This window comes from Priestia sp. USM5, assembly GCF_058323215.1.
This window is the reverse complement of the sequence record NZ_JBSGKN010000002.1, coordinates 175,363-197,782: the sequence shown is the minus strand read 5'-3', so window position 1 is coordinate 197,782 and position 22,420 is coordinate 175,363. Positions and strand designations below refer to the sequence as shown.

The following is a 22,420-nucleotide window of genomic DNA, read 5'->3' as shown; positions in this document are numbered from 1 at the left end:
GCAAGTCTTATTATAGTCGTTCTATTTTCAGATATCCAATAAAAAAGGAAAGTCTAGTCGATTTCTGTCTTATTGAATCAAATAGAAGCGAATTTTAAGTTATTCTTATAGTCCTTTAGCAGCGATGTATTGAGCAAGGTCTACTACACGGTTAGAATATCCGCTCTCGTTATCGTACCAAGAGATAACTTTAACCATGTTACCTTCCATTACCATTGTAGATAATGCATCGATTGTAGAAGAGTTGATGTTACCATTGTAGTCACCAGATACTAGTGGCTCTTCACTGTAACCAAGGATGCCTTTAAGATCGCCTTCAGCAGCTTCTTTAAGAGCGTTGTTTACATCTTCAACAGTTACTTCTTTATCAAGTTCAGCAACTAAGTCTACTAAAGAAACGTTTGGAGTTGGAACACGCATAGCTCCACCGTTTAATTTACCTTTTAATTCAGGTAATACTAGAGATACAGCTTTAGCAGCACCAGTTGAAGTTGGGATGATGTTTTCAGCAGCTGCACGAGCACGACGGTAATCTTTGTGTGGTAAGTCTAAGATTTGTTGGTCGTTTGTGTAAGAGTGAACTGTTGTCATCATTCCGCGTTTAAGACCGAACTTGTCGTTTAACACTTTAGCAAATGGCGCTAAGCAGTTAGTTGTACAAGAAGCATTTGAAATTACGTTGTGGTTAGCTGCATCGTATTTGTCTTCGTTAACACCCATTACGATTGTGATGTCTTCATCAGATGCTGGAGCAGAGATAATTACTTTTTTAGCTCCTGCTTCTAAGTGTTTTGCAGCGTCAGCGCGTTTTGTGAAGAATCCAGTAGATTCAACAACGATTTCTACGCCTTGTTTGCCCCAAGATAATTGAGCTGGGTCGCGTTCAGCAGAGATTTCGATTGTTTTACCGTTTACTACTAAGTTGCTACCATCTACTACTACTTCTGCATCTAATTTTCCGTGTACAGAATCATATTTTAAAAGGTGAGCAAGCATGTTAGCATCTGTTAAGTCGTTGATTGCTACTACTTCAACGTTATCATTTTTTAAAGCTGCGCGGAATACATTACGGCCGATACGACCAAATCCGTTAATACCAATTTTTACTGCCATGGGTATTTCCTCCTTGAATGTAAAAAGTATTTTTTTATATGAGGGATTAATTAAAATCCCTTACTAACTCTTTTGCGGCGCCTTCATCTGTAATGAGAATCGAATCATGCGCTTGTTGCATAAACGCTTTAATTGCCTTTGCTTTTGATGAACCTCCTGCAACAGCAATAACACATTTATTGTTCTTTAAATCATCGAGTTGTATGCCAACTGTTTTAACTTTATGAACAACTTCGCCTTGATGATTAAAATAGTATCCAAATGCCTCACCTACAGCATGTCCATTTTTCACTTTTTCTAAGTCAGCTTGTGGTGTTTTACGGCGTTCTGCCATTGTCATAGCGTCTCCTATTCCGTGAACAACCATACCAGCGGACTTGATTAAATGAAGCATGTCTTTAATAGATGGCTCACCGATAATGGATCGGTATGCTTCATCACTAAGCTGATCTGGAACATGAAGCAAGCGATAGTGACTCATGGACTTTTCAGCCATCTTAGCACAAATCGTGTTTGCTTGGTTTTGTACATTTTCACCTAACCCTCCGCGAGCAGGTACAAAAAGTACATCAGGGTGTTTTGAATCAGGTGTCATCATTTCGGCAACGGCGGCAAGCGTTGTACCACCTGTAACAGCAACGGTATTTTTTTCACCAACAAGGCGCTCCTTGATACACGAAACAGATGCTCGACCCATTTCATTTTTGACCCAAGGAGACTGATCACTATCTCCAGATACAACAACAACTTCTGATAAAGAAAACGCCTCTTTTAATGTTGTTTCCAATAATCGAAGTCCTGAAACTTCCTTCATTACTTCTTCTAACTCAGCTAGAAGTAGTTCTCCCTCGTTTGTAAGCGTCATCCCACTAGGGTAAATGTCAATCAAATCTTGTTCTTTTAAGAATGTTACTTCGCTTCGTAACACACGCTCTGTTAGCCCAAGGCTTACAGCTAAGTTTCTGCGGCCAATCGGCTGCATTAAACGTATGTATTGCAAGATTTGATAGCGCTTTTGCATAACTGAGAGAAGTTCAGGTAATAATTTTCGTTGTACTTCTATTAAAGAACGCATGTTAAAATCCCCTTAAGGCATAAACTTGCTGGACATATTTTGTCCCATATAGACATATTATGTCCCACCTTGCGCAAAAAAAATTCACCCTGCTACAAAATCTATTCTAACAGGAGTGAATCCTTTATTCAACTCATGTGTTGCCTATTTTTAAAAGTAAGCGTTTTCTTAATGGAATACCTGTTATTTTTCCATATTCCACTTCTTCTCCATCCATTTCTACTACAGGAATCGCAAGGTGATACTTTTCCAACCACTCATCGTTTTTGTAAATATCTCGTTCCATAAGCTGAAAGGGAAACTCAGACTGCATCTCTGCAAGCAGCTTCTTTGCATCATCGCATAAATGACAGCCATTTTTGGTATATAGTACGACTTCCACATTCCCACTCCTTTACTGCGTGACAAAAAGTTTTCGTTGACTGGATGGTAGAACGTTTAATTGGTCTCGATATTTGGCTACCGTTCTTCTTGAAATAGTAACGTTATAATTGCTTTGCAAGACGTTAGCCAACTGCTGATCTGAAAGCGGACGCTGTTTGTTTTCTTCTGATACTAGCTTTTTAAGCAGTTCTTTTACGTGAGTTGTAGAAGTCGCTTCGTTGTTGCCCAGTTGAATACTAGTTGAGAAAAAAGATTTCATTGAAAAGGTGCCAAAAGGCGTTTGAATATATTTGTGCCGAGTAGCACGGCTAATCGTTGATTCATGCACAGAGGTTTGTTCCGCTACTTCCTTCATCGTTAACGGCTTCAAATACGAAGGGCCCTTTTTAAAAAACGCTTCTTGTTCAACGAGTAAAGTATTCATTAATGCGTTTAATGTGTCTTTGCGTGTGTGTAAACTTTTCATAATCCATTGAAATTCACGATATTTCTCTTGCAAATAAGAAAACATTTCTTGGTTCTGCTTATTTTTCAGCTGAAGTTTGTATTGTTCGTTCACTGAAAGACGAGGTTCCAAATCCTCATTTGCATAAGCAACGACATTTCCATCTTCAATTTTCACAATAAAATCCGGTACAATGAATCGTTCATTGGACTTCATATAAAATGATCCAGGACGAGGATTTAATTTCTTAATCTGTTCATGTAATTGTTGAAGAGCTTCAAGTGAGATTTGACATAACTTTGAGATTTTTATCCATTTTTTATAAGCAAATTCCTCAAAGTGATGTGTCAAAATTTGCTCTATTTTTTCTGTCCATTGATTACTTCTTTTTAATTGGAGCATTAAGCACTCCTGTAAACTTCTCGCCCCTACTCCTGCCGGGTCCATCTGCTGCACAAGTTGAAGAGCCTTTTCAACCTGCTCTTGATCTTGGCCAAGCTGGTTAGCAAGTATGATTAACTCATCGTGCAAATAGCCAGCATCATCCAGACTATGAATAACAAACTCAACGGCTGCCTGCTCACATTCATCTAATTTTAATAATGCGGATTGATTCATTAAATGTTCGTACAGCGTTTCTTTAGGAGCTGGTATACTGCTCATATAATCTGTTGAATCAGAAGTTGCATGATTTTTTTGATTGTGAGATGTATTGACGGGCAGCTCTGAAAAATCTATAAGCGGATTTTGAAGCGCCTGCTCATGTAAAAACGCTACAATATCCATCGATGAATATTGTAAAAGAGAAATAGCTTGTGATAATTCTTTTGACATCGTCAGTTTTAACGACTGCTGCTGAAATAATCCAATCTCCATTATTTCTCCCCTCCCCTTCATCTATTTTACTATAAAAACGCTTTCAAAGAGCATGTAACTATTTTTTATATGTAATTTTTTCATCAAAAAATCTCCGTCAACCTTTGTTAACGAAGCATTTCATCCTATTTTTAGTTACTAACCATCAAAAAAGTAATAGAGCTATACACCTTTATAACTTTTCATTATAATTCGCGCCTACTACATGATCCGAGTACTAATTCGACATGACGTTTTCTTCGTCATGTCGAATTTTCTGCATTTGTATAATATATAGAAGAATTGCTTATTGAATAGTTTGTGCCATTTGCATAAACTTGTCTAAGTTTTCTGCGTCATTTTTCGTAAAAATGGTTAGCTTCATTGGTTTCTTTCCTTTAACCAACACGGCGTTTACCGTATGATCGCCAGATGTGGCTTCATACCAAACAGAATCTTTGAAGATTCCATTCTCTTCAAGATTCTTTTTCTCTACTGCATTTTTATTAACTGCTGTTGCCGTTTGTTTAACAGATTGAGCAGCGTCATCCAGCGATGCTTCTGATGAAAGCATTTCAATACGCATAAATTGAGAATCATCTGAAGTTAACACTAACGCATCTTTTCCAGGTTCTTCACCCGTTAGTTTATAGCCGTCCATTACTTGAATAGAATAATCTTGTTCTGGGCTTTTTGTTAGTTTTGTTTCTGAAGAAGACCTTGACTGTCCACCTTCCGCCGTTTCGCTAGTCGATGATTGACTTCCTGAAGGTTCGGCTGAGACCTCAGCAGAATCCGCATCTTTTTTCGACTCTTCTTTTGCAGCGCCTGATGTTTGATCAGATTTAGAAGCTGTATCCTGCTGAACATTTTCTGCTTGATCATTAGACTTCGGCTGAGCAGAATCTTCGTTCGTCCCGCATGCAGATAGTAATAGGGCTACCGATGCACTGACAATGAAAAGTTTGTTCATGTATTTCATATTTATTCCTCCTCCGTGTTTCTTTTCCTTATATACTGTTTTATAGTATTCTGACAAATTCCGCAACCGGTACAATGGAATTAATTTCTTGCTTCCTTACGCGTATAAAGGGTTATAGAAGGAAAATAAATATTATTTTTTGAGAAGATGAGCCTTTTTACTCAAAAGAAAAAACGTTGCGTAATCCGCAACGTTTTAAGACGCCCTCGACAGGATTCGAACCCACCCTAAGAGAACCGGAATCTCTTGTGCTATCCACTACACTACGAGGGCATATTTGTCACAACTTCCATTATAGGAGAGAAAACTTCTCTTTTCAATAGAATACTACGTTTATTTTTTTTAGAAGGGGGAAAAATTTTAATAATGTCAAAGAGGAATACATAGTCTTTTAAGCGAATATGTGTAGTAGAGGTTCTTTTGTTTGACCTTTATTGACCATACGTGTATTATAGGTACATAACAAATTATTCTTGTTAAGGAGGAATTTAATATGAACTTAATTCCTACAGTTATTGAACAAACAAACCGTGGTGAACGTGCTTATGACATTTATTCACGTTTATTAAAAGACCGCATTATTATTTTAGGTAGTGCTATTGATGATAATGTAGCTAACTCGATCGTTTCTCAGCTTCTATTCTTAGCTGCTGAAGACCCAGAAAAAGATATCTCACTTTATATCAACAGCCCAGGTGGCTCTATTACAGCTGGAATGGCTATCTATGATACGATGCAATTCATTAAGCCAAAAGTTTCTACAATTTGTATCGGTATGGCTGCATCAATGGGTGCTTTCTTACTGGCTGCTGGTGAAAAGGGCAAACGTTTTGCTCTTCCAAACAGCGAAGTAATGATTCATCAACCTCTTGGTGGTGCTCAAGGACAAGCTACTGAAATCGAAATTGCGGCAAAACGTATTCTATTCCTACGTGAAAAACTAAATTCAATTTTAGCTGAGCGTACAGGTCAACCGTTAGAAGTGCTACAACGTGATACAGATCGTGATAATTTCATGACTGCTGAACGCGCTTTAGAATACGGTCTAATTGACAAAGTATTAGAAAACGACCCTAAATAAGAAAAAAGCCTTTCCCACTTTGGGAAAGGCTTTTTTATGCATCGTTCTCTACGTAAGCGACTAACGCATCCATTGCTTCTTTTTCATCTACCCCTTCAACAATGAGCGTAATAAGAGAACCGTTATTAATCGCTAAGCTCATTAACCCCATGATACTTTTAGCGTTGACTACTTTCTCATCTTTCTTCAAGTACACATCAGATGTAAAACGAGTTGCTTCTTGCACGAATAGTGCCGCAACACGAGCTTGTAATCCCGTTTTTAATTTTACTTCTACTTGTTTTTCCATGATAAAATCCTCCCCCTTGCAATTCCCCTTATGTGACTGGCTGACCGGCGCGAAGCTTGTCTGCTATTTGGTCAATTTTACGCAATCGATGGTTAATGCCTGATTTGCTAATTTGACCTCCAGATACCATCTCACCAAGCTCCTTTAACGTAACGTCTTGATATTCCACACGCAAACGAGCAATTTCTCTTAGCTTTTCTGGTAAGATATCTAATCCAGCTGTTTCATCAATATAACGAATGTTTTCCACTTGACGAATGGCCGCTCCGATTGTTTTGTTTAAGTTAGCTGTTTCACAATTAACTAAGCGATTAACGGAATTTCGCATATCTCGGACAATTCTTACATCCTCAAACCGTAAAAGAGCGTTATGGGCTCCAATGATATTTAGAAACTCCGTAATTTTTTCAGCTTCTTTCAAATAGTTAATATAGCCTTTTTTTCGTTCTAATGTTTTACTATTCAATTGAAATTCGTTCATTAAATTGCATAAAGCTTCGTTGTGCTCTTCATACAATGAAAAGATTTCAAGATGGTACGATGATGTCTCCGGGTTATTAATAGAGCCGCCGGCTAAAAATGCGCCTCTTAAGTAGGATCGCTTACAGCATTTCTTTTGTACTAGCTCTGGTGAAATACGATGTGTAAACGTGAATCCTTCTTCTACAATTTTTAAGTCTTCCAAAAGCATTCTTGTTTTCTCTACTAATCGAACAATATACACATTGTTTTTCTTCAGCCGCATTTTCTTACGTACAAGCAGTTCTACTGACACATCATAATTTTTCTTAAGCAGGACATAAATGCGTCGAGCAATCGCTGCGTTTTCAGTTTGGACATCAACTGTGAATTTTTTATTCGAAAAAGAAAGTGAACCATTCATTCGAATTAATGCAGAGAGCTCTGCTTTTGCACAGCAATCCTTGACTTCTAAATTCGTTAACTCTTTTTTTGTTTCTGATGCAAATGACATAACTTCACCTCCAATCTACATACGGAAATAGTGTTAAACACCTGTATTCGCTTTACCTTGCAGCGATGTCAGCATAGAATACACAAGCTTTGCTACTTTTTTTGTATCATGCCTAATTACGCTGCCGTCATACTGAATAATTTGATCTTCAATCACTTCTAAACCTAATTTTAGCAATACTTCACGGTCATATTCTACAGGCTGAGCCTGCTCTACTTGATATTTCTTTTTTAAAGGTGCCGGAATAGGTGCATTATTGACAATAATCGCATCTAAAAACGCACACGGCATATGGTTGTAAAGCGCTTTAATATGATCACTTGCCTTAAAACCCAATGTCTCACCCGGCTGCGTCATCACGTTGCACACGTACACTTTCTTTGCTTTTGTCGAACAAAGCTCATTACAAATATCTTGCACCAGTAAATTCGGCAAAATACTTGTATAAAGACTTCCCGGCCCCAATACAATTAAATCAGCGCGTCGAATAGCTTTTATTGTCTCGACAAGCGGTTTCACATCGGCAGGCGATAAAAACACTTTATTAATTTTTTTATTAACTTCTGGAATTTTAGATTCACCTGTTACGATGGATCCATCTTGCATCTCCGCATGCAGCACAACACTTTGATTAGCTGCCGGAAGCACTTTCCCTCTGACGTTTAGTACTTTGCTCATTTCTCGTATAGCATGCACAAAATCGCCAGTAATAGACGTCATAGCTGCAAGCAACAAATTGCCAAGAGAATGGCCTGTAAGCTCATTTCCTGTATCAAATCGATGTTGAAAAAGCTCTTCAACTAGTGGCTCTACATCAGATAAAGCAGCTAGCACATTTCGAATATCACCAGGAGCAGGGATTTCAAGTTCATCGCGCAATCGGCCAGAACTTCCCCCGTCGTCTGCTACGGTTACGATGGCTGTAAGATCAAGAGGGTATTCCTTCAACCCTCTTAACAGCACTGGTAAACCCGTTCCTCCCCCAATGACGACAACTTTTGGAAGCTGTTCACTGCTCATCTATGATTTTCCTTTCTCCTCTCAATGTCACGATGAGAAATATGAGTTTTGTATTCATTCTGGAAATGGTGACCTAAATATTCAGCTAATGTGACGGAGCGATGCTGTCCCCCTGTACACCCTATAGCGATGACCAGCTGGCTTTTACCTTCTCGCTTGTACTGCGGAAGCATAAACGAAAGTAGGTCTACTACTTTTTCAATGAACTTTTGAGTTTCCGTCCATTTTAATACGTAAGAAGAAACCTCTTCTTCAAGCCCTGTTTTAGGACGCATATGGTCAATATAGTGAGGGTTTGGCAAAAAGCGCACATCAAAGACTAAATCAGCGTCAATAGGCACCCCGTATTTAAAACCAAATGACATCACATTAACAGTAAAAACTTGTGAAGCGTGCGAAGAAAACTGAGTTAAAATCTTTTCTCTAAGCTCTCTTGGCTTTAACTCTGATGTCTCATAAATAAGCTGAGCTCTTCCTTTTAACTCCTCAAGCAGCTCCCGTTCCATACCAATTCCTTCTAACGGTAAACCTGAAGGAGCTAGCGGATGTGAACGTCTCGTTTCTTTGTAGCGCGTCACCAGTACAGAATCTTTTGCATCTAAAAATAAAATTTGTGGCGTGACCCACGTTGTTTCACTCATGTTATCTAATGCTTCAAATAGGCTTTCAAAAAACTCTCTGCCTCGCAAATCCATAACAAGAGCAACTTTATTCATTTTATTCCCTGACTCTTTCATGAGTTCCAAAAATTTCGGTAGCAATGTAGGGGGTAAATTATCTACACAAAAGAACCCTAAATCTTCAAAACTCTGAATTGCTACTGTTTTTCCTGCACCTGACATTCCAGTAATAATCACTAATTGAATATCGCTTACAGACCCAGTACTCATTTTTCATCCCCCTCAATCTATGCATACATGTCTATTTATCATTAACAAGGATCAATTCGATAAGATAATAACTCGAAATCCGTTGTATACGTAAAGTTGCCATAAATAACACCCGACCCTTTTGCTACATAATCGATAATGTGATGATCTCCCGGTGCCATCGGCAATTCACTTACTTCACTCAAATTATGCCAACCGAGTTTGCCTTCTTCTGATTCTAGCACATTTGTCCCATCAAAATCTGTAGCAAAAAAAGTAAACATCATCCACTCAGATGAAATTTGATCGTTTTCTTTCATCGTAAAAGTAAAAATACCTTTTACAGTGGGATTTTTCAAATAAATTCCTGTTTCTTCACGAAATTCTCTTACAACAGAGTCTTTTACAGATTCTCCTTGCTCCATTTTCCCACCCGGGGCCACCCACCAGTTTCTTCGTGGCTTTTGAAGCAACAATACTTTATCGTCTTTCATTAATACACAATTTGTGACCCTTTGCATGTTTTCCACCTCATCATATGTATACTGACATTTTCTTTTATTATACTACGAAACAAACTTCTCTCACAACGGAGATGAACTAACTATTACTAAATTTTCTGAAAATAAACACTTACTGTTATATACGTAAATTCAATCTGTTATAGTCAAAAAAAAGAGGCATAGGAACACGTCCTATGCCCGACATACATATATTTTATAAAAGGGGGTCAATTACTATCTATATAGTACCCCATCAATGTTTCACAGGTGTTACAGAACAGTTAAAACCGAATTACGTTTTGTAAACGATTGATTTCAGCCTTATTGCTGAATAGCTTTTAACTTTTCTTTTAACTCTTCTACATAGTGCTGAGCCGCTTGAGCAGCAATGCTGCCATCACCTGTAGCTGTTACAATTTGACGAAGAGCCTTTTCACGAACGTCTCCAGCTGCGAACACACCTGGTACTTTTGTTTCCATTTGCTCGTTCGTTTCAATATATCCTTCTTTATTCGTGATGTTTAGGCTTTCGAATGGTTTTGTTAGTGGAACCATTCCAACATAAATGAATACGCCGTCCGCACCAAACTCGCGCTCTTCACCTGTTTTTGTGTCTACTAACGTTACGCTGCCTACTTTACCGTCTTTTTCATTTACTTCTTTGACTGTTGTATTCCAAATAAAATCAACTTTTTCGTTGTCAAATGCACGCTGCTGTAGAATTTTCTGCGCGCGAAGCTCATCGCGTCGGTGAATAATTGTTACTTTTGTTGCGAAGCGTGTTAAATATACGCCTTCCTCAACCGCAGAGTCTCCACCGCCTACAACGACTAGCTCTTTACCTTTAAAGAATGCACCGTCACATACCGCACAATAAGATACGCCGCGGCCGCCTAGTTCTTTTTCTCCTGGCGCACCTAATTTTTTATATTCAGCACCAGTAGCAACGATTACTGAACGTGTTTTATATTCTTTGCTGCCTGCACGAACTGTCTTGTATTCTTCTCCGTCGATGATTTCTTTAATATCACCGTACGCATATTCCGCACCGAATTTTTTTGCATGCTCAAACATTTTGTTAGAAAGGTCAGGACCAAGGATATGATCATAACCTGGATAGTTTTCTACATCTTCCGTATTAGCCATTTGACCGCCTGGAATTCCGCGTTCAATCATTAGTGTTGATAAATCTGCACGAGATGTATATACAGCAGCAGTCATACCTGCTGGACCTGCCCCAATAATAATGACATCATAAATTTTTTCTTCTGTCATTTCTTTACACTCCTTTTAGGAAATTCCTTCGTAGTTGATTCCAAATTTATGGATAATTATTTCGTTACCACTATCCTAATATGTTCTTCCTATTATCGTCTATTTTTTTGCTCAATTTAATAACGTATTCACAATTTTACTGTACTTTCTAACTGTTGCAGCCGAAATGGAATATTGTTTTGCCGCATCGGCTTGAGTAATAGACTGGTTTTGTTCTTTCGCCCATATATATGTGACGGCTGCAGCCCATGCATTTACGTTCACATGCTGAAAATCATAGGATTGTTTATATACCTGTACATATACATAAAACCAAAAGCTTAAAAGATCCTGGGTATCACTTTCAGTTTGCCATTCCATCTCCAGTTCAATAACATCTGCCACCTCAAAAATCACATGTTGTTTATCCTGCCATACATACGTATATACTTCATCCAAAAGTGTACTCATATGTATGGACGATTTGATTTCTTCTAAAAGAAGCAGACGCTGCTGTTGAGGAAGTTTTTTTGCCATATACAAGCTGTAAAGCTGATCGTGAACATTGTTTGTTGCACACTTCTTTTTCGCTGTAACATCCACTTTCGATTGAAAAACCTTCGCAGCTTTTTGACTGATGCGCCAAGGCTCCTCTCCTTCTTTATCAGGAACGTCTTCCAATGCCAGCTTCCACATTTCTTTAGCGAAGGCTTCATGTCCAGTATAGTAAGAGGCGTATGAAAGCCAATAATGAAATGAGTTGTCTCCTTGAAAACCTTGTGTATAAAGCTTTTTTAACCATCTGTATGATAGTTTGTATTGACCAATCAACGCAAATGTTGCTCCAAGCTTATAGCGGTGTTCAAATGACATCGGATAAACGCGGCTAAGCCCGTCTGTAAGCTCCTCAACTTCTTTATGCTTATGGCAATAATAATAGAAAATCAGCTGATTGCATAACGCATGAAGATTTCCAGGGTTTTTCTCCAATACTTCATTCAGCAAATCCATTGCCTCATCAATTTTATTTAAATAAAAATAAGCTAACGCTAAATTATTATATGCAGACCAGAATTCTGGATACTCATCAATTATTTCAGTTAACAAATCCACTGCTTCTTCAAAATTCGTTGCTTCAAGCAGTCGTTTTGCTTGTTCTTGTTTTATAATCAGCATGTCGCCTAGCTGATTTTTAGGCTCTTCATCTTCTTCATCCACATCAATTGATAGTAAATCTAACAGATCTGTAGCCGATCGAAAGAGGTCACCATTTGGAAAATGCTCAATGTAATACATCGCGTATTTTTTTGATTCTTCAAACAGTCCAAGATGCGCATAGCTGTTGGCTATATAGTAGTAACAGCTTCCTAATGTATCGTCCATATGATGAATCACATGGAGAAAAAGCTCGTTGGCATCTTGATAATCTCCCTGCTCCGTTAAAGCTACTCCAACGTTTGTAAGAAGCTGTGGATTACGGGCATTTTCTTTGTTTGCACGCGTTAAATACTTGAGCGCTTTATCTGACTCCTCTTCTTCAAACGCCTGCAGCGCTTTTTCGAAATAGAAGTCACCCGTTTGCGAAAATGGAATTACTTGTGCCATTTTTTGAATTACTTTTGAGTGTTTTTCCATTAAGCCCTCCAAATAAGTTGATAATTTCGACGTTCGTAGTATATCACATTTGCCAAGAAGTTTAATACCTCTATTCAAAAAAGGAGCCTGCAAGCAGTCATTTCTTGACGCAAATAAGAGAAGGGTTTGCCTCTTTTATCTAAAATGAGACAACTCCTTCTCTCCTTTCACTATGTAGCTATTAGCTAGAGTGACGTTCCTTTAATACTGATAGGACATCGTCCAAAGGCAGCTTTTGCTCACGAAGTAAAACAAGTACGTGGTACAGTAAATCCGCAACTTCCCACTTCAGCTCATCATGGTCACGATTTTTTGCTGCAATAATCACTTCACCTGCTTCTTCTCCTACTTTTTTGAGGATTTTATCTACGCCTTTATCGAATAAGTACGTCGTATAAGCTCCTTCTGGCATTTCAGCTTCACGCTTAGCAATCACTTCTTCTAGCTCATTAATAATAGCAAACCGATTATCATTTTGTTTATTTTCGCCAAGAATTGTTTCATTAAAACAGCTGTAAGCCCCCGTATGACAAGCAGGACCTTGAGGCTCCACTTTTACAACAAGAGAATCAGCATCACAGTCATATGCCATGCTCACAATTTTTTGTGTGTTCCCAGAGGTTGCGCCCTTGTGCCATAACTCTTGTCGAGAACGGCTGTAAAACCATGCTTCACGTGTATCAATTGATTTTTGAAGTGATTCTTCGTTCATATAAGCCAATGTTAAAACTTCTTTGCTCACAGCATCTTGTACAATAGCTGGCACAAGTCCATCACTGTTGAATTTAATGTTTTCAATCGTCATCGAATGCTCACTCCTTGTTGTTTTGCATAGCTTTTAATTTCTTTTACAGATGTTTCTTTATAGTGAAAGATCGAAGCCGCCAAAGCCGCGTCAGCTTCTCCTTTTTCAAACGCATCGACAAAATCTTGACCATTTCCTGCGCCGCCAGAAGCAATAACAGGAACGCTCACCGCTTGGCTGACCGCTTTGGTTAACGCTAAATCAAACCCTGACTTTTCGCCGTCTTTATCCATGCTCGTTAACAAGATCTCACCCGCACCGCGCTTCACTGCTTCTCTTGCCCAGTCGATTACTTCCCAGTCCGTTGCATTGCGGCCTCCGTGTGTATAGACTCGCCATGATTGTAAGCTTTCATCGTACTTAGCATCGATTGCTACCACAATACACTGAGCTCCAAAAAAGTCGGACCCTTCTGTAATCAGTGCTGGATTGAGTACGGCCGCTGTATTTAATGACACTTTGTCTGCACCAGCACGAAGCATTCTCTTCATATCTTCTAATGCATTAATTCCTCCGCCCACCGTAAAAGGAATCGCTAGCTGAGATGCTACTTCTTCTACAACATGTACCATTGTTTTGCGTCCTTCATGAGAAGCAGAAATATCTAAAAAGACTAATTCGTCTGCGCCTTCTTCATCATAAAATTTCGCCAACTCTACAGGATCTCCTGCATCTCGAAGTTCCACAAACTGAACTCCTTTTACCACACGGCCGTCCTTTACATCTAAACAAGGAATGATTCGTTTTGTAATCATTACGCTTTCACCTCTTGAAGTGCTTCAGCTACTGTAAACTTATTTGTATAAAGTGCTTTCCCTACAATCGCACCAATAACGCCGTCAGCTTCATATTTCTTTAGTGCATCTAGATCAGCAAGCTTACTAACTCCCCCTGATGCAATCACACCTTTTCCAGTAGCCTTAGCCATTTCAACAATTCCTTCCACATTAGGACCAGACAGCATACCATCTGTAGAAATATCCGTGAAAATAAATGTTTCCGCACCAGCATTAGCCAATTCTTTTCCTAGTTCTGTCGCTTTGATTGTAGATGTTTCCACCCAGCCTTCCGTCGCAACATAGCCATCACGTGCATCAATACCAATAGCAATACGCGCACCATATTCCTTCAACATTTTTTTCACAAATTCAGGATTTGAAATAGCTGCACTTCCTAAAATGACGCGGTCAATTCCGTTTTCTAAATAGTAAGCAACGTCAGCTTCTGAGCGAATGCCTCCTCCAATTTGCACACGTACATTTAATTTCTTTTTCACGCCTAGCACAAATTCATCATTCACGCGCTTAGCCGCTTTTGCGCCGTCTAAATCAACCATGTGAATCCACTGAGCGCCTTCACTTGCGAATTGTGTGGCCATATCTACCGGAGAGTCTCCGTACACCGTTTCTTTTGTGTAATCTCCTTGAAGCAAACGGACGCACTTCCCTCCGCGCATATCAATGGCTGGATATATTTCAAATTTGCTCATACGATGGGCTCCTTTTCTCTACGAAGTTTGCATAATTTTGAAGCATTTGCATTCCGATTGCACTGCTTTTTTCAGGGTGGAATTGAGTGCCAAATACGTGTTCTTTTCCAACAACTGCTGGAACTTCAACATCATAAGGACTTGTTGCTAAAAGCACGTCTTGGTCGTTTGTTTTTACGTAATAAGAGTGAACAAAGTACACGTGACCTGCACTGATTCCATCAAGCAGAGCGGACTGCTGATGAAAATCTAAAGAGTTCCAGCCCATATGCGGAACTTTATATGTCTGTCCTTCCGCAGTAATGCCGGGAATACGCTCGACTCTCCCTTTTAACAGTTCCAGCCCTTTTGTTACACCGTTCTCATCGCTTTCTTCAAATAAAAGCTGCATACCTAAACAAATTCCAAGCAAAGGCATTCCTTTTTCTACTTCTTCTTTAATAAAGTCCGTCAGCTTTGTTTGATTCAGCTGTTCCATCGCATCTTTGAATGCTCCAACTCCAGGAAGAATCAGCCCTTTTGCCTTTCTTAGTTCTGCAGGATCTGCGGAGATGATATAGTCATAGTTTAATCGTTCAAGAGCTTTACTTACGCTGTATAAGTTTCCCATCCCATAGTCAATAATGCCAATCATTTACAACATCCCTTTCGTCGAAGGCACACCTTTGACACGCGGATCAATCGTTGTCGCTTCGTCCAAAGCACGTGCTAATGCCTTAAATACCGCTTCAATAATGTGGTGCGTATTTTTACCGTAGTGTACGATTACATGTACATTCATGCGAGATTCTAATGCAAATTTCCATAAAAATTCATATACAAGCTCTGTATCAAATGTACCGACGCGCGAAGCGGGAATGTCACCTTTAAATTCAAAATGAGGACGATTGCTTAAATCTACTACGACTTGGGCTAACGCGTCATCCATTGGTACAAACGCATTTCCATAGCGTTTAATTCCTTTTTTATCACCGAGCGCTTCTTTGAACGTTTGACCAAGGCAAATACCGATATCTTCCGTTGTATGGTGATCATCAATCTCCGTGTCTCCATCTGCTTTTACATCAAGGTTAAACTGTCCGTGTTTTGTAAATAAATCGAGCATATGATTTAAAAAAGGAACGCCTGTATCAATGTTCGCTTTTCCTTCTCCATCGATTCCAATCGCTAATGCAATATCCGTTTCGTTTGTTGTACGTTTAATACTTGACTCTCTCATTGTGAAACTCCTTTCAACTGTGCATGTAATAAGTAAAGAAAAGAACATTTCTACTCTTTTTTTTAATCTCCGCCTTATTTTTTAAAGCGTTCTTCAACCGCCCTTGCATGAGCTTCTAGCCCTTCTAAACGAGCAAACGCTGCGATTTTTGAGACATTTTTCTGCAGGGCTTGTTGGCTGTATGAAATAATACTAGACTTCTTCACAAATGAATCAACTGATAAAGGACTTGAGAATTTTGCTGTCCCATTGGTTGGAAGAACATGGTTTGGTCCAGCGAAATAATCGCCAACAGGTTCTGAACTGTATCTTCCTAGAAAAATAGCACCGGCATGACGAATGGAACCTAAAAGTTCAAGCGGACTTTCAGTCATAATTTCTAAATGCTCAGGGGCTAATTGATTCACAGCTTCAACCGCTTCTTCTAATGACCCGGTCACATAAATAGCGCCATGGTTATCAATAGAAGGTTTGGCAATTTCTTTACGTGGTAAAGATTCTACTTGCCTTTCCACTTCTTCTTTAACAGCTTCGGCTAACTTCATAGAAGGCGTAACTAAAATACTTGAAGCTAATTTGTCATGTTCTGCTTGAGACAATAAATCAGCGGCCACTTCGTTCGGCTTAGCCGTATCGTCTGCTAGTACGACAATTTCACTAGGTCCAGCAATTGAGTCAATGTCTACTAAGCCATATACTTCTCTCTTCGCCAATGCAACAAAGATATTACCAGGCCCTACAATTTTATCGACGGGTTGAATTGTTTCTGTTCCATAGGCAAGTGCTCCTACTGCCTGAGCTCCCCCTACTTTATAAATCTCTTCGACCCCAAGCTCACTCGCTGCTACAACTACTCCAGCAGGAAGCGCGCCGTCTTTTCCTGGAGGTGAAACCATCACGATACGTTTTACACCTGCCACTTGAGCAGGAATGACATTCATTAAAACGGAAGAAGGATACGCTGCAAGACCTCCCGGTACATAAACACCTACTGCATCTAAAGGCGTTACTTTCTGCCCTAAAATGGTGCCGTCTTCTTTTGTTGTCATCCAAGACTGCTCGACCATTCTTTCGTGGTAATCACGAATGTTGTCAGCAGCTTCACGAATGATTGACAGCATATCTGCATCAACCAGCTCATAAGCACGCTTCTTTTCTTGTTCTGTCACAAGCAAAGAAGAAAGCTCAACGCCGTCAAATTGGGCTGTATATCTTTTTAAAGCTTCGTCTTTTTGCTCTTGCACTTGCTTTAAAATATTTACGACAATTTCTCTTTGGGCACTCGTCCCTTGATCAATCGTACGCTTTAAGCTCACTTGTTCTGTTACACGTGTAATTTTCAATGTATGTCACCTCTTTTATACAGGTTGAACCACTTGGGCTAAACGATTCACTAAATCATCAATTCGTTCGTCTTTTAAACGATAGCTTACAGGGTTCACAATCAAACGCGATGTAATATCTTCAATGTGCTCCAATTCAACAAGTCCGTTCTCTTTTAGTGTTTGTCCTGTTGATACAATATCAACAATCCGATCAGCAAGGCCGATTAAAGGCGCTAATTCAATCGAACCATTCAATTTAATAATCTCTACTTGCTCTCCTTGCTCCCTGAAATAAGTAGATGCTACATTTGGATATTTGGTTGCCACTTTTTGAGCAATTTCTGATTTTTTAGCATTAGGCAAGCCGGCAACGGCCAGATGACATTTACTAATATTTAAATCCAACAGCTCATAGACATCTCGTTCTTCTTCTAACATTACGTCTTTGCCTGCAATACCAAGATCCGCTACTCCGTATTCTACATAAGTAGTAACGTCCATTGGTTTCGCTAAAATAAAGCGCATGTTCTCTTCAGGAATGTCTACAATCAGCTTGCGCGAATCGTCAAATTCTGGCGGCAATTGAAAGTCTGCTTGACGCAAAAGTTCAGCTGCTTCTTCAAAAATACGTCCTTTTGGCATTGCAATTGTTAATAGTTCACTCATTATTGTCCCCCCTTGCCTCGTTTTCCAATTAGAAACGTGACTTCTTCAAACTGTGCAGTAAATACATCAACATCATCAACGCCCGCAATTTCCTGAGTCACTACCCGGTATCCTTGCTTGCGCTGTTCAGCAGCTAAAGCTAATGCCTCATCTAAACGCTCTTGACTATATAATATGCCGTATACTACTGAAGGCTCATATACTTCTTCGCCCAGCGCTTCAATTAAGCGGTCGAGCTGAATTCCAAATCCTGTAGCTGGTGTTTTAGACGCGAATTTTTCAAGAAGCTGGTCATAACGTCCTCCATTACCGATATGGAAACCAACGTTTTCAGCAAAAACTTCAAATAAAATACCTGTGTAATAGCTCATATGACTGACTAAGTTAAAATCAATTTTAATTTCATCCGTTACACCGTACGCATCAAGCATATTCCATAGCTTTTTCAAATCACCGGCTGCTTTTTGCCCAGCTTCGTTTTCAACGAGTTCAACCGCTTCTTCAATCTTCTTTTCATCTCCACGCAGGTTAAGCAGCTGAAGGAGACGCTGTTTATCGATAGAAGATAAATTCAAATCTTTTACATGATTACGATAACCCACGTAATTTTTCTCATATAAAAAGCGGCGAAGCACGTTAGCACGTTCTTCATTTCCGACAATCTCTAAAAAAAGCGAATTAACGAACCCGATGTGGCCAATTGCGACTTTAAATGATTTAAGTCCCGCTCTTTTTAATGCGCCGATCATGAGAGCAATGACTTCAGCATCGCTGCTCATCGTAGCATCTCCAATTAGCTCAACGCCTATTTGTTCAAACTCCGCCGGGCGGCCACCCTCACGCTGCTGAGCTCGGAATACATTTGCTTCATAAGCTAAGCGCAAAGGAGAATTATTTAAAAGTTTTGAAGCGGCCACACGTGCAAATGGCGTTGTTACATCCGGTCGCAGCACAAGCGTATGCCCTTCTTTATCTAAAAGTTTAAACAATTGTTGATCTAAAATAGCTGATGCGCTTCCTACCGTCTCGTAGTATTCCACAGTAGGTGTTGCCATATATTGATAGCCCCAGCTGCTGATTTCATCTGCCAGCTGACTGCGAACTTGTTTTTTTCTTTCAAAAAGAGCTGGCAGGGTATCTCTCATTCCAAGGGGTTTTTCAAACATAAATAACTTTGACATTCTGACACGTCCTTTAAGCTTGATTTTATCTATTAAGGAACCATTGATAGGTTGATTTTACTTTATCACGCTAATGTATTAGCGAAATAACAAATTAAAGTTATTGATAGTTTACACCCGATAAAGTCAGCCGTCAACCGCCAGCTGTTCAAATTTACAAAAAAAACCACAGCTTAGTTCTTGCTAAGTTGTGGCTTTAGGTTCTGCTTCCCTGCGCTTTTCCATTTCTTCTTTTGTATAGATGACACGCATAGGGTTACCTCCAACAAAGAAACCGGGTGCTACATCTTTATGAACCACCGTTCCAGCCGCTACAACCGCTTCGTTGCCGATTGTTACACCTGGAAGGATGGTGCTGTTTGCTCCAATCATCACTTCATCCCCAATGATGACATCTCCAAGACGATATTCCGTTATCAGATATTCATGAGCGAGAATAGTGGTATTGTATCCAATGACCGTATTGCGTCCTACTTGTATTTTTTCAGGAAACATAATATCAAGCATCACCATAAGGGCAAAGGATGTTTGAGGTCCTACTTTCATCCCTAAGCACGCTTTATACAGCCAGTTTTTCATCGAAAGAAAAGGCGTATAACGAGCGCATTGAATGATGAGGAAGTTGCGCACTACTTTCCAAAAAGGCACGGTCTTATAGACATGCCAAAGGGAGTTAGCTCCTTTAACCGGATAGCGCGTTGTTTTTCTCACTGACGTTCTCCTTTTAATATATCAATTAAATCCGTCATATTTTCTAAAATAATATCAGGGTTATAAGAAGCGATATGATCTCTTCCTTTTGCACTCCAAGCAACTCCAGCTGTTTTCGTGTAAGCTCTTTGGCCGGAAACGATATCGTGATGGTTATCTCCTACCATCAGCGCTTCTTCAGGTTTAGCATCAAGCAGATTCAGCGCTTTTTCGACCGGCTCAGGATGCGGCTTTGCATTTGTTACGTCTTCAATTGCGACAATCGTATCAAAGAACTGATCTAACTTTGTTAACTTAAGCCCCATCATGACCGTATTTCTTTGCTTAGTTGTGACAATACCTAATTTATAATTCTGCTCGTGCAGCCATTTAACTGTTTCAAGTACGCCTTCAAATTCTTTCACAAGCAAATCATGATTGGCTAGATTATGCGTGCGATACATCTCAATCATTTCGTTTACTTTCGTTTTATCCATTTCTACAAACGTGTCGTATAAAGGCGGACCCATGAACTGTAAAATATCTTCACGAGTGTATTGTTCAGGATAATAGTGATTAAGCGTATGAGTAAACGAAGCAATAATTAATTCATTTGTATCAATTAACGTACCGTCTAAATCAAACAAAACCGTATTAATCGTCATTATTCATTTCCTTCCCTTGCGTCAAATCAAGTTTGTCTAAACCTTGTAGCTTTTCTTCATTTACGCCTTAGATTGTGCTTCTTCATTCTCTAAGTATTTCTGTTTACTCATTCCCGTCACGCGGCGGATAATAATTAAAATAATGGCTATGACAATCAGTGCAAGTGAAACAACTTGAGCGATTCTGAGTGTATGCGTCAGCATTAAACTATCCGTGCGAAGCCCTTCTACAAAGAAGCGTCCAACTGAGTACCAGATTAAATAAGATAAGAAAATTTCTCCTTTTCGCAGACTGGTGCGGCGAAGTACCATCAACAGGATAAATCCGGCAAAATCCCATAATGATTCGTATAAAAACGTAGGGTGATAATATGTACCATTAATATACATTTGGTTAATAATAAAATTTGGAAGGTGCAACCCTTCTAAAAAAGCACGGGTAACCGGCCCCCCATGTGCCTCTTGATTCATAAAGTTGCCCCAGCGCCCAATGGCTTGGCCAAGGATTAAACTAGGCGCAGCAATATCAGCCAACTTCCAAAATGAAATCTTTTTTACTTTCGAATACACAATGGCAGTTAATACGCCTCCGATTAAGCCACCATGAATGGCGATCCCGCCTTGCCAAATCTGAGGTATTTCGTTCAAATGCTTTGAATAGTATCCCCATTCAAAGGATACATAATAAATTCGTGCACAAATAATAGCTATTGGCACAGCAAATAGAATAAGATCAACAAATGTATCTTTTGATAAGCCTCTTCTTACGCTTTCTCTTGTCGCAATATAAAGACCCAACAGAACACCTGCACCGATAATGACACCATACCAGTAGACCGTTAGAGGGCCAATTTCAAGGAAAACGCGATCTAACGGCTGAATAGTTGCTTCCACAAGTTAACACCCTTTCTTATAAATCTTCACGGTCTCCTTCTTCAATTACATCTGTTAGACGTGCAGAAAATTGTTCTGCTGCGTTAATACCCATACGCTTTAAGCGGAAGTTCATTGCTGCCACTTCAATGATAACAGCTAAGTTTCGTCCCGGACGTACTGGCAATGTAATTTTTGTAACGTCTGTATCAATAATTTTCATTTTATCTTCTTCTAAACCAAGGCGATCATAATGTTTCTGCTGATCCCATGTCTCTAACTGAATAACAAGTGAAATTCGCTTATAGCTTCGTACAGCTCCTGCGCCGAATAGCGTCATCACATTGATGATCCCTAGTCCTCGAATTTCAAGCAAATGCTCGATTAAACCAGGCGCATTTCCTACAAGGGTGTCTTGATCTTCTTGACGGATTTCCACACAGTCATCGGCTACTAGACGATGACCCCTCTTAACAAGCTCTAGAGCTGTTTCACTTTTACCAACGCCGCTTTTTCCCATGATTAATACACCAATTCCGTATATATCAACTAATACGCCGTGCAGGGCAGTCGTAGGTGCTAGCCTGCTTTCAAGAAAATTCGTTAAATGGCTGGAAAGTCGCGTTGTTTTAAAGCTTGAACGCAGCACGGGAACTGATTCACGCTCTGAAGCTTCGATAAGTTCTTTCGGTACATCCATTTCGCGGGAAACAATGATAGCCGGCGTGATATCTGTACACATTTTTTCCATTCGAACTTTTTTTTGTTCCTCATCTAACTGTTTAAAAAATGATAGTTCTGTTTTACCTAACAGCTGGATACGTTCTGCTGGGTAGTATGTAAAATAACCTGCCATTTCAATACCTGGACGTGAAATATCACTTGTTGAAATAGGGCGGTCGATTCCTTCTTCTCCGCTAATAAGCTCTAATTTAAATTTCTCAATGATGTCTTTTGTACGTACTTTAACCACCGTGCATCCTCCTTTTATAAACAGTCATATACCTGTTCATGTCTACAGTATATCCA

25 protein-coding genes and 1 tRNA gene are annotated in these 22,420 nt (G+C 39.5%); 1 reads left to right on the top strand and 25 read right to left on the bottom strand.

Features of this window, described 5'->3' with window-relative positions:
* Positions 1-105: 105 nt before the first annotated feature.
* The 6 genes from gap to ACWATA_RS25315 form a co-directional block, all read right to left on the bottom strand.
* The gene (gap, locus tag ACWATA_RS25340; RefSeq protein WP_013059702.1) at positions 106-1,113 is read right to left on the bottom strand and encodes a type I glyceraldehyde-3-phosphate dehydrogenase; all 1,008 of its coding nucleotides are present in this window, start codon (positions 1,111-1,113) and stop codon (positions 106-108) included.
* A gap of 46 nt (positions 1,114-1,159) precedes the next feature.
* Positions 1,160-2,188, bottom strand: a complete 1,029-nt coding sequence (locus ACWATA_RS25335) for a sugar-binding transcriptional regulator (RefSeq protein ID WP_014457838.1) — start codon at positions 2,186-2,188, stop codon at positions 1,160-1,162.
* Between the two features lie 133 nt (positions 2,189-2,321).
* Positions 2,322-2,570 (bottom strand): glutaredoxin family protein, encoded by a 249-nt coding sequence (locus ACWATA_RS25330; protein WP_033580423.1) that lies wholly within the window; start codon positions 2,568-2,570, stop codon positions 2,322-2,324.
* Positions 2,571-2,582: 12 nt separating this feature from the next.
* Complete coding sequence (gene rpoN, locus ACWATA_RS25325; protein ID WP_473050271.1) at positions 2,583-3,893, bottom strand: RNA polymerase factor sigma-54; 1,311 nt, start codon at positions 3,891-3,893, stop codon at positions 2,583-2,585.
* Positions 3,894-4,179: 286 nt separating this feature from the next.
* Positions 4,180-4,854, bottom strand: coding sequence for a DUF8580 domain-containing lipoprotein (locus tag ACWATA_RS25320; protein WP_473050269.1), 675 nt, complete (start codon positions 4,852-4,854; stop codon positions 4,180-4,182).
* Positions 4,855-5,055: 201 nt separating this feature from the next.
* Positions 5,056-5,127: transfer RNA gene (locus tag ACWATA_RS25315), tRNA-Arg, on the bottom strand.
* A 220-nt stretch (positions 5,128-5,347) separates the two neighbouring features.
* Between ACWATA_RS25315 and clpP the strand changes: the two genes are divergently transcribed.
* Entirely contained in the window at positions 5,348-5,935 is a 588-nt protein-coding gene (gene clpP, locus ACWATA_RS25310; protein WP_013059707.1) for an ATP-dependent Clp endopeptidase proteolytic subunit ClpP, read from the top strand.
* Positions 5,936-5,969: 34 nt separating this feature from the next.
* On the opposite strand, the gene ACWATA_RS25305 is transcribed toward clpP, so the two are convergent.
* The 19 genes from ACWATA_RS25305 to hprK all read right to left on the bottom strand — a co-directional run bounded on the left by ACWATA_RS25305 (position 5,970) and on the right by hprK (position 22,364).
* On the bottom strand, positions 5,970-6,224 hold the full coding sequence (locus ACWATA_RS25305) for an HPr family phosphocarrier protein (protein ID WP_013059708.1): 255 nt from the start codon (positions 6,222-6,224) through the stop codon (positions 5,970-5,972).
* A gap of 28 nt (positions 6,225-6,252) precedes the next feature.
* A complete protein-coding gene (gene whiA, locus ACWATA_RS25300; protein WP_013085390.1) occupies positions 6,253-7,197 on the bottom strand; it encodes a DNA-binding protein WhiA in 945 nt (314 codons plus the stop codon).
* A gap of 33 nt (positions 7,198-7,230) precedes the next feature.
* Complete coding sequence (locus ACWATA_RS25295; protein WP_028412048.1) at positions 7,231-8,217, bottom strand: gluconeogenesis factor YvcK family protein; 987 nt, start codon at positions 8,215-8,217, stop codon at positions 7,231-7,233.
* The gene (gene rapZ, locus ACWATA_RS25290; RefSeq protein ID WP_013059711.1) at positions 8,214-9,107 is read right to left on the bottom strand and encodes an RNase adapter RapZ; all 894 of its coding nucleotides are present in this window, start codon (positions 9,105-9,107) and stop codon (positions 8,214-8,216) included. Before rapZ ends, ACWATA_RS25295 begins: the two co-directional genes overlap by 4 nt.
* 41 nt (positions 9,108-9,148) lie before the next feature.
* A complete protein-coding gene (locus ACWATA_RS25285) occupies positions 9,149-9,607 on the bottom strand; it encodes an 8-oxo-dGTP diphosphatase (RefSeq protein WP_013059712.1) in 459 nt (152 codons plus the stop codon).
* 303 nt (positions 9,608-9,910) lie between these two features.
* Positions 9,911-10,864: a thioredoxin-disulfide reductase gene (trxB, locus tag ACWATA_RS25280; protein WP_013059713.1), complete on the bottom strand. Its 954-nt coding sequence runs from the start codon at positions 10,862-10,864 to the stop codon at positions 9,911-9,913.
* A 111-nt stretch (positions 10,865-10,975) separates the two neighbouring features.
* Positions 10,976-12,478 (bottom strand): tetratricopeptide repeat protein, encoded by a 1,503-nt coding sequence (locus tag ACWATA_RS25275; RefSeq protein ID WP_028412047.1) that lies wholly within the window; start codon positions 12,476-12,478, stop codon positions 10,976-10,978.
* A 181-nt stretch (positions 12,479-12,659) separates the two neighbouring features.
* Positions 12,660-13,283: a bifunctional phosphoribosyl-AMP cyclohydrolase/phosphoribosyl-ATP diphosphatase HisIE gene (hisIE, locus tag ACWATA_RS25270; protein WP_028412046.1), complete on the bottom strand. Its 624-nt coding sequence runs from the start codon at positions 13,281-13,283 to the stop codon at positions 12,660-12,662.
* Entirely contained in the window at positions 13,280-14,038 is a 759-nt protein-coding gene (gene hisF, locus ACWATA_RS25265; protein WP_025752585.1) for an imidazole glycerol phosphate synthase subunit HisF, read from the bottom strand. The genes hisIE and hisF overlap by 4 nt, the downstream gene beginning before the upstream one ends.
* On the bottom strand, positions 14,038-14,772 hold the full coding sequence (gene hisA, locus ACWATA_RS25260) for a 1-(5-phosphoribosyl)-5-[(5-phosphoribosylamino)methylideneamino]imidazole-4-carboxamide isomerase (protein WP_025752584.1): 735 nt from the start codon (positions 14,770-14,772) through the stop codon (positions 14,038-14,040). The genes hisF and hisA overlap by 1 nt, the downstream gene beginning before the upstream one ends.
* Complete coding sequence (gene hisH, locus ACWATA_RS25255; RefSeq protein WP_034264272.1) at positions 14,759-15,406, bottom strand: imidazole glycerol phosphate synthase subunit HisH; 648 nt, start codon at positions 15,404-15,406, stop codon at positions 14,759-14,761. The genes hisA and hisH overlap by 14 nt, the downstream gene beginning before the upstream one ends.
* Positions 15,407-15,991 (bottom strand): imidazoleglycerol-phosphate dehydratase HisB, encoded by a 585-nt coding sequence (gene hisB, locus ACWATA_RS25250; protein ID WP_013059719.1) that lies wholly within the window; start codon positions 15,989-15,991, stop codon positions 15,407-15,409.
* Between the two features lie 74 nt (positions 15,992-16,065).
* Positions 16,066-17,334 carry a histidinol dehydrogenase gene (hisD, locus tag ACWATA_RS25245; protein WP_028412044.1) on the bottom strand — a complete coding sequence of 423 codons (1,269 nt, stop codon included), beginning with the start codon at positions 17,332-17,334 and terminating at the stop codon, positions 16,066-16,068.
* A 15-nt stretch (positions 17,335-17,349) separates the two neighbouring features.
* Positions 17,350-17,982 (bottom strand): ATP phosphoribosyltransferase, encoded by a 633-nt coding sequence (gene hisG / locus ACWATA_RS25240; RefSeq protein ID WP_013059721.1) that lies wholly within the window; start codon positions 17,980-17,982, stop codon positions 17,350-17,352.
* The gene (locus tag ACWATA_RS25235) at positions 17,982-19,163 is read right to left on the bottom strand and encodes an ATP phosphoribosyltransferase regulatory subunit (protein WP_028412043.1); all 1,182 of its coding nucleotides are present in this window, start codon (positions 19,161-19,163) and stop codon (positions 17,982-17,984) included. The genes hisG and ACWATA_RS25235 overlap by 1 nt, the downstream gene beginning before the upstream one ends.
* 183 nt (positions 19,164-19,346) lie before the next feature.
* Positions 19,347-19,874: an acyltransferase gene (locus ACWATA_RS25230; protein WP_013059723.1), complete on the bottom strand. Its 528-nt coding sequence runs from the start codon at positions 19,872-19,874 to the stop codon at positions 19,347-19,349.
* On the bottom strand, positions 19,871-20,518 hold the full coding sequence (gene ppaX, locus ACWATA_RS25225; RefSeq protein WP_033580418.1) for a pyrophosphatase PpaX: 648 nt from the start codon (positions 20,516-20,518) through the stop codon (positions 19,871-19,873). The genes ACWATA_RS25230 and ppaX overlap by 4 nt, the downstream gene beginning before the upstream one ends.
* A 60-nt stretch (positions 20,519-20,578) precedes the next feature.
* Complete coding sequence (gene lgt / locus ACWATA_RS25220; RefSeq protein WP_028412041.1) at positions 20,579-21,412, bottom strand: prolipoprotein diacylglyceryl transferase; 834 nt, start codon at positions 21,410-21,412, stop codon at positions 20,579-20,581.
* A gap of 16 nt (positions 21,413-21,428) precedes the next feature.
* The gene (gene hprK / locus ACWATA_RS25215; RefSeq protein WP_028412040.1) at positions 21,429-22,364 is read right to left on the bottom strand and encodes an HPr(Ser) kinase/phosphatase; all 936 of its coding nucleotides are present in this window, start codon (positions 22,362-22,364) and stop codon (positions 21,429-21,431) included.
* Positions 22,365-22,420: the final 56 nt, after the last annotated feature.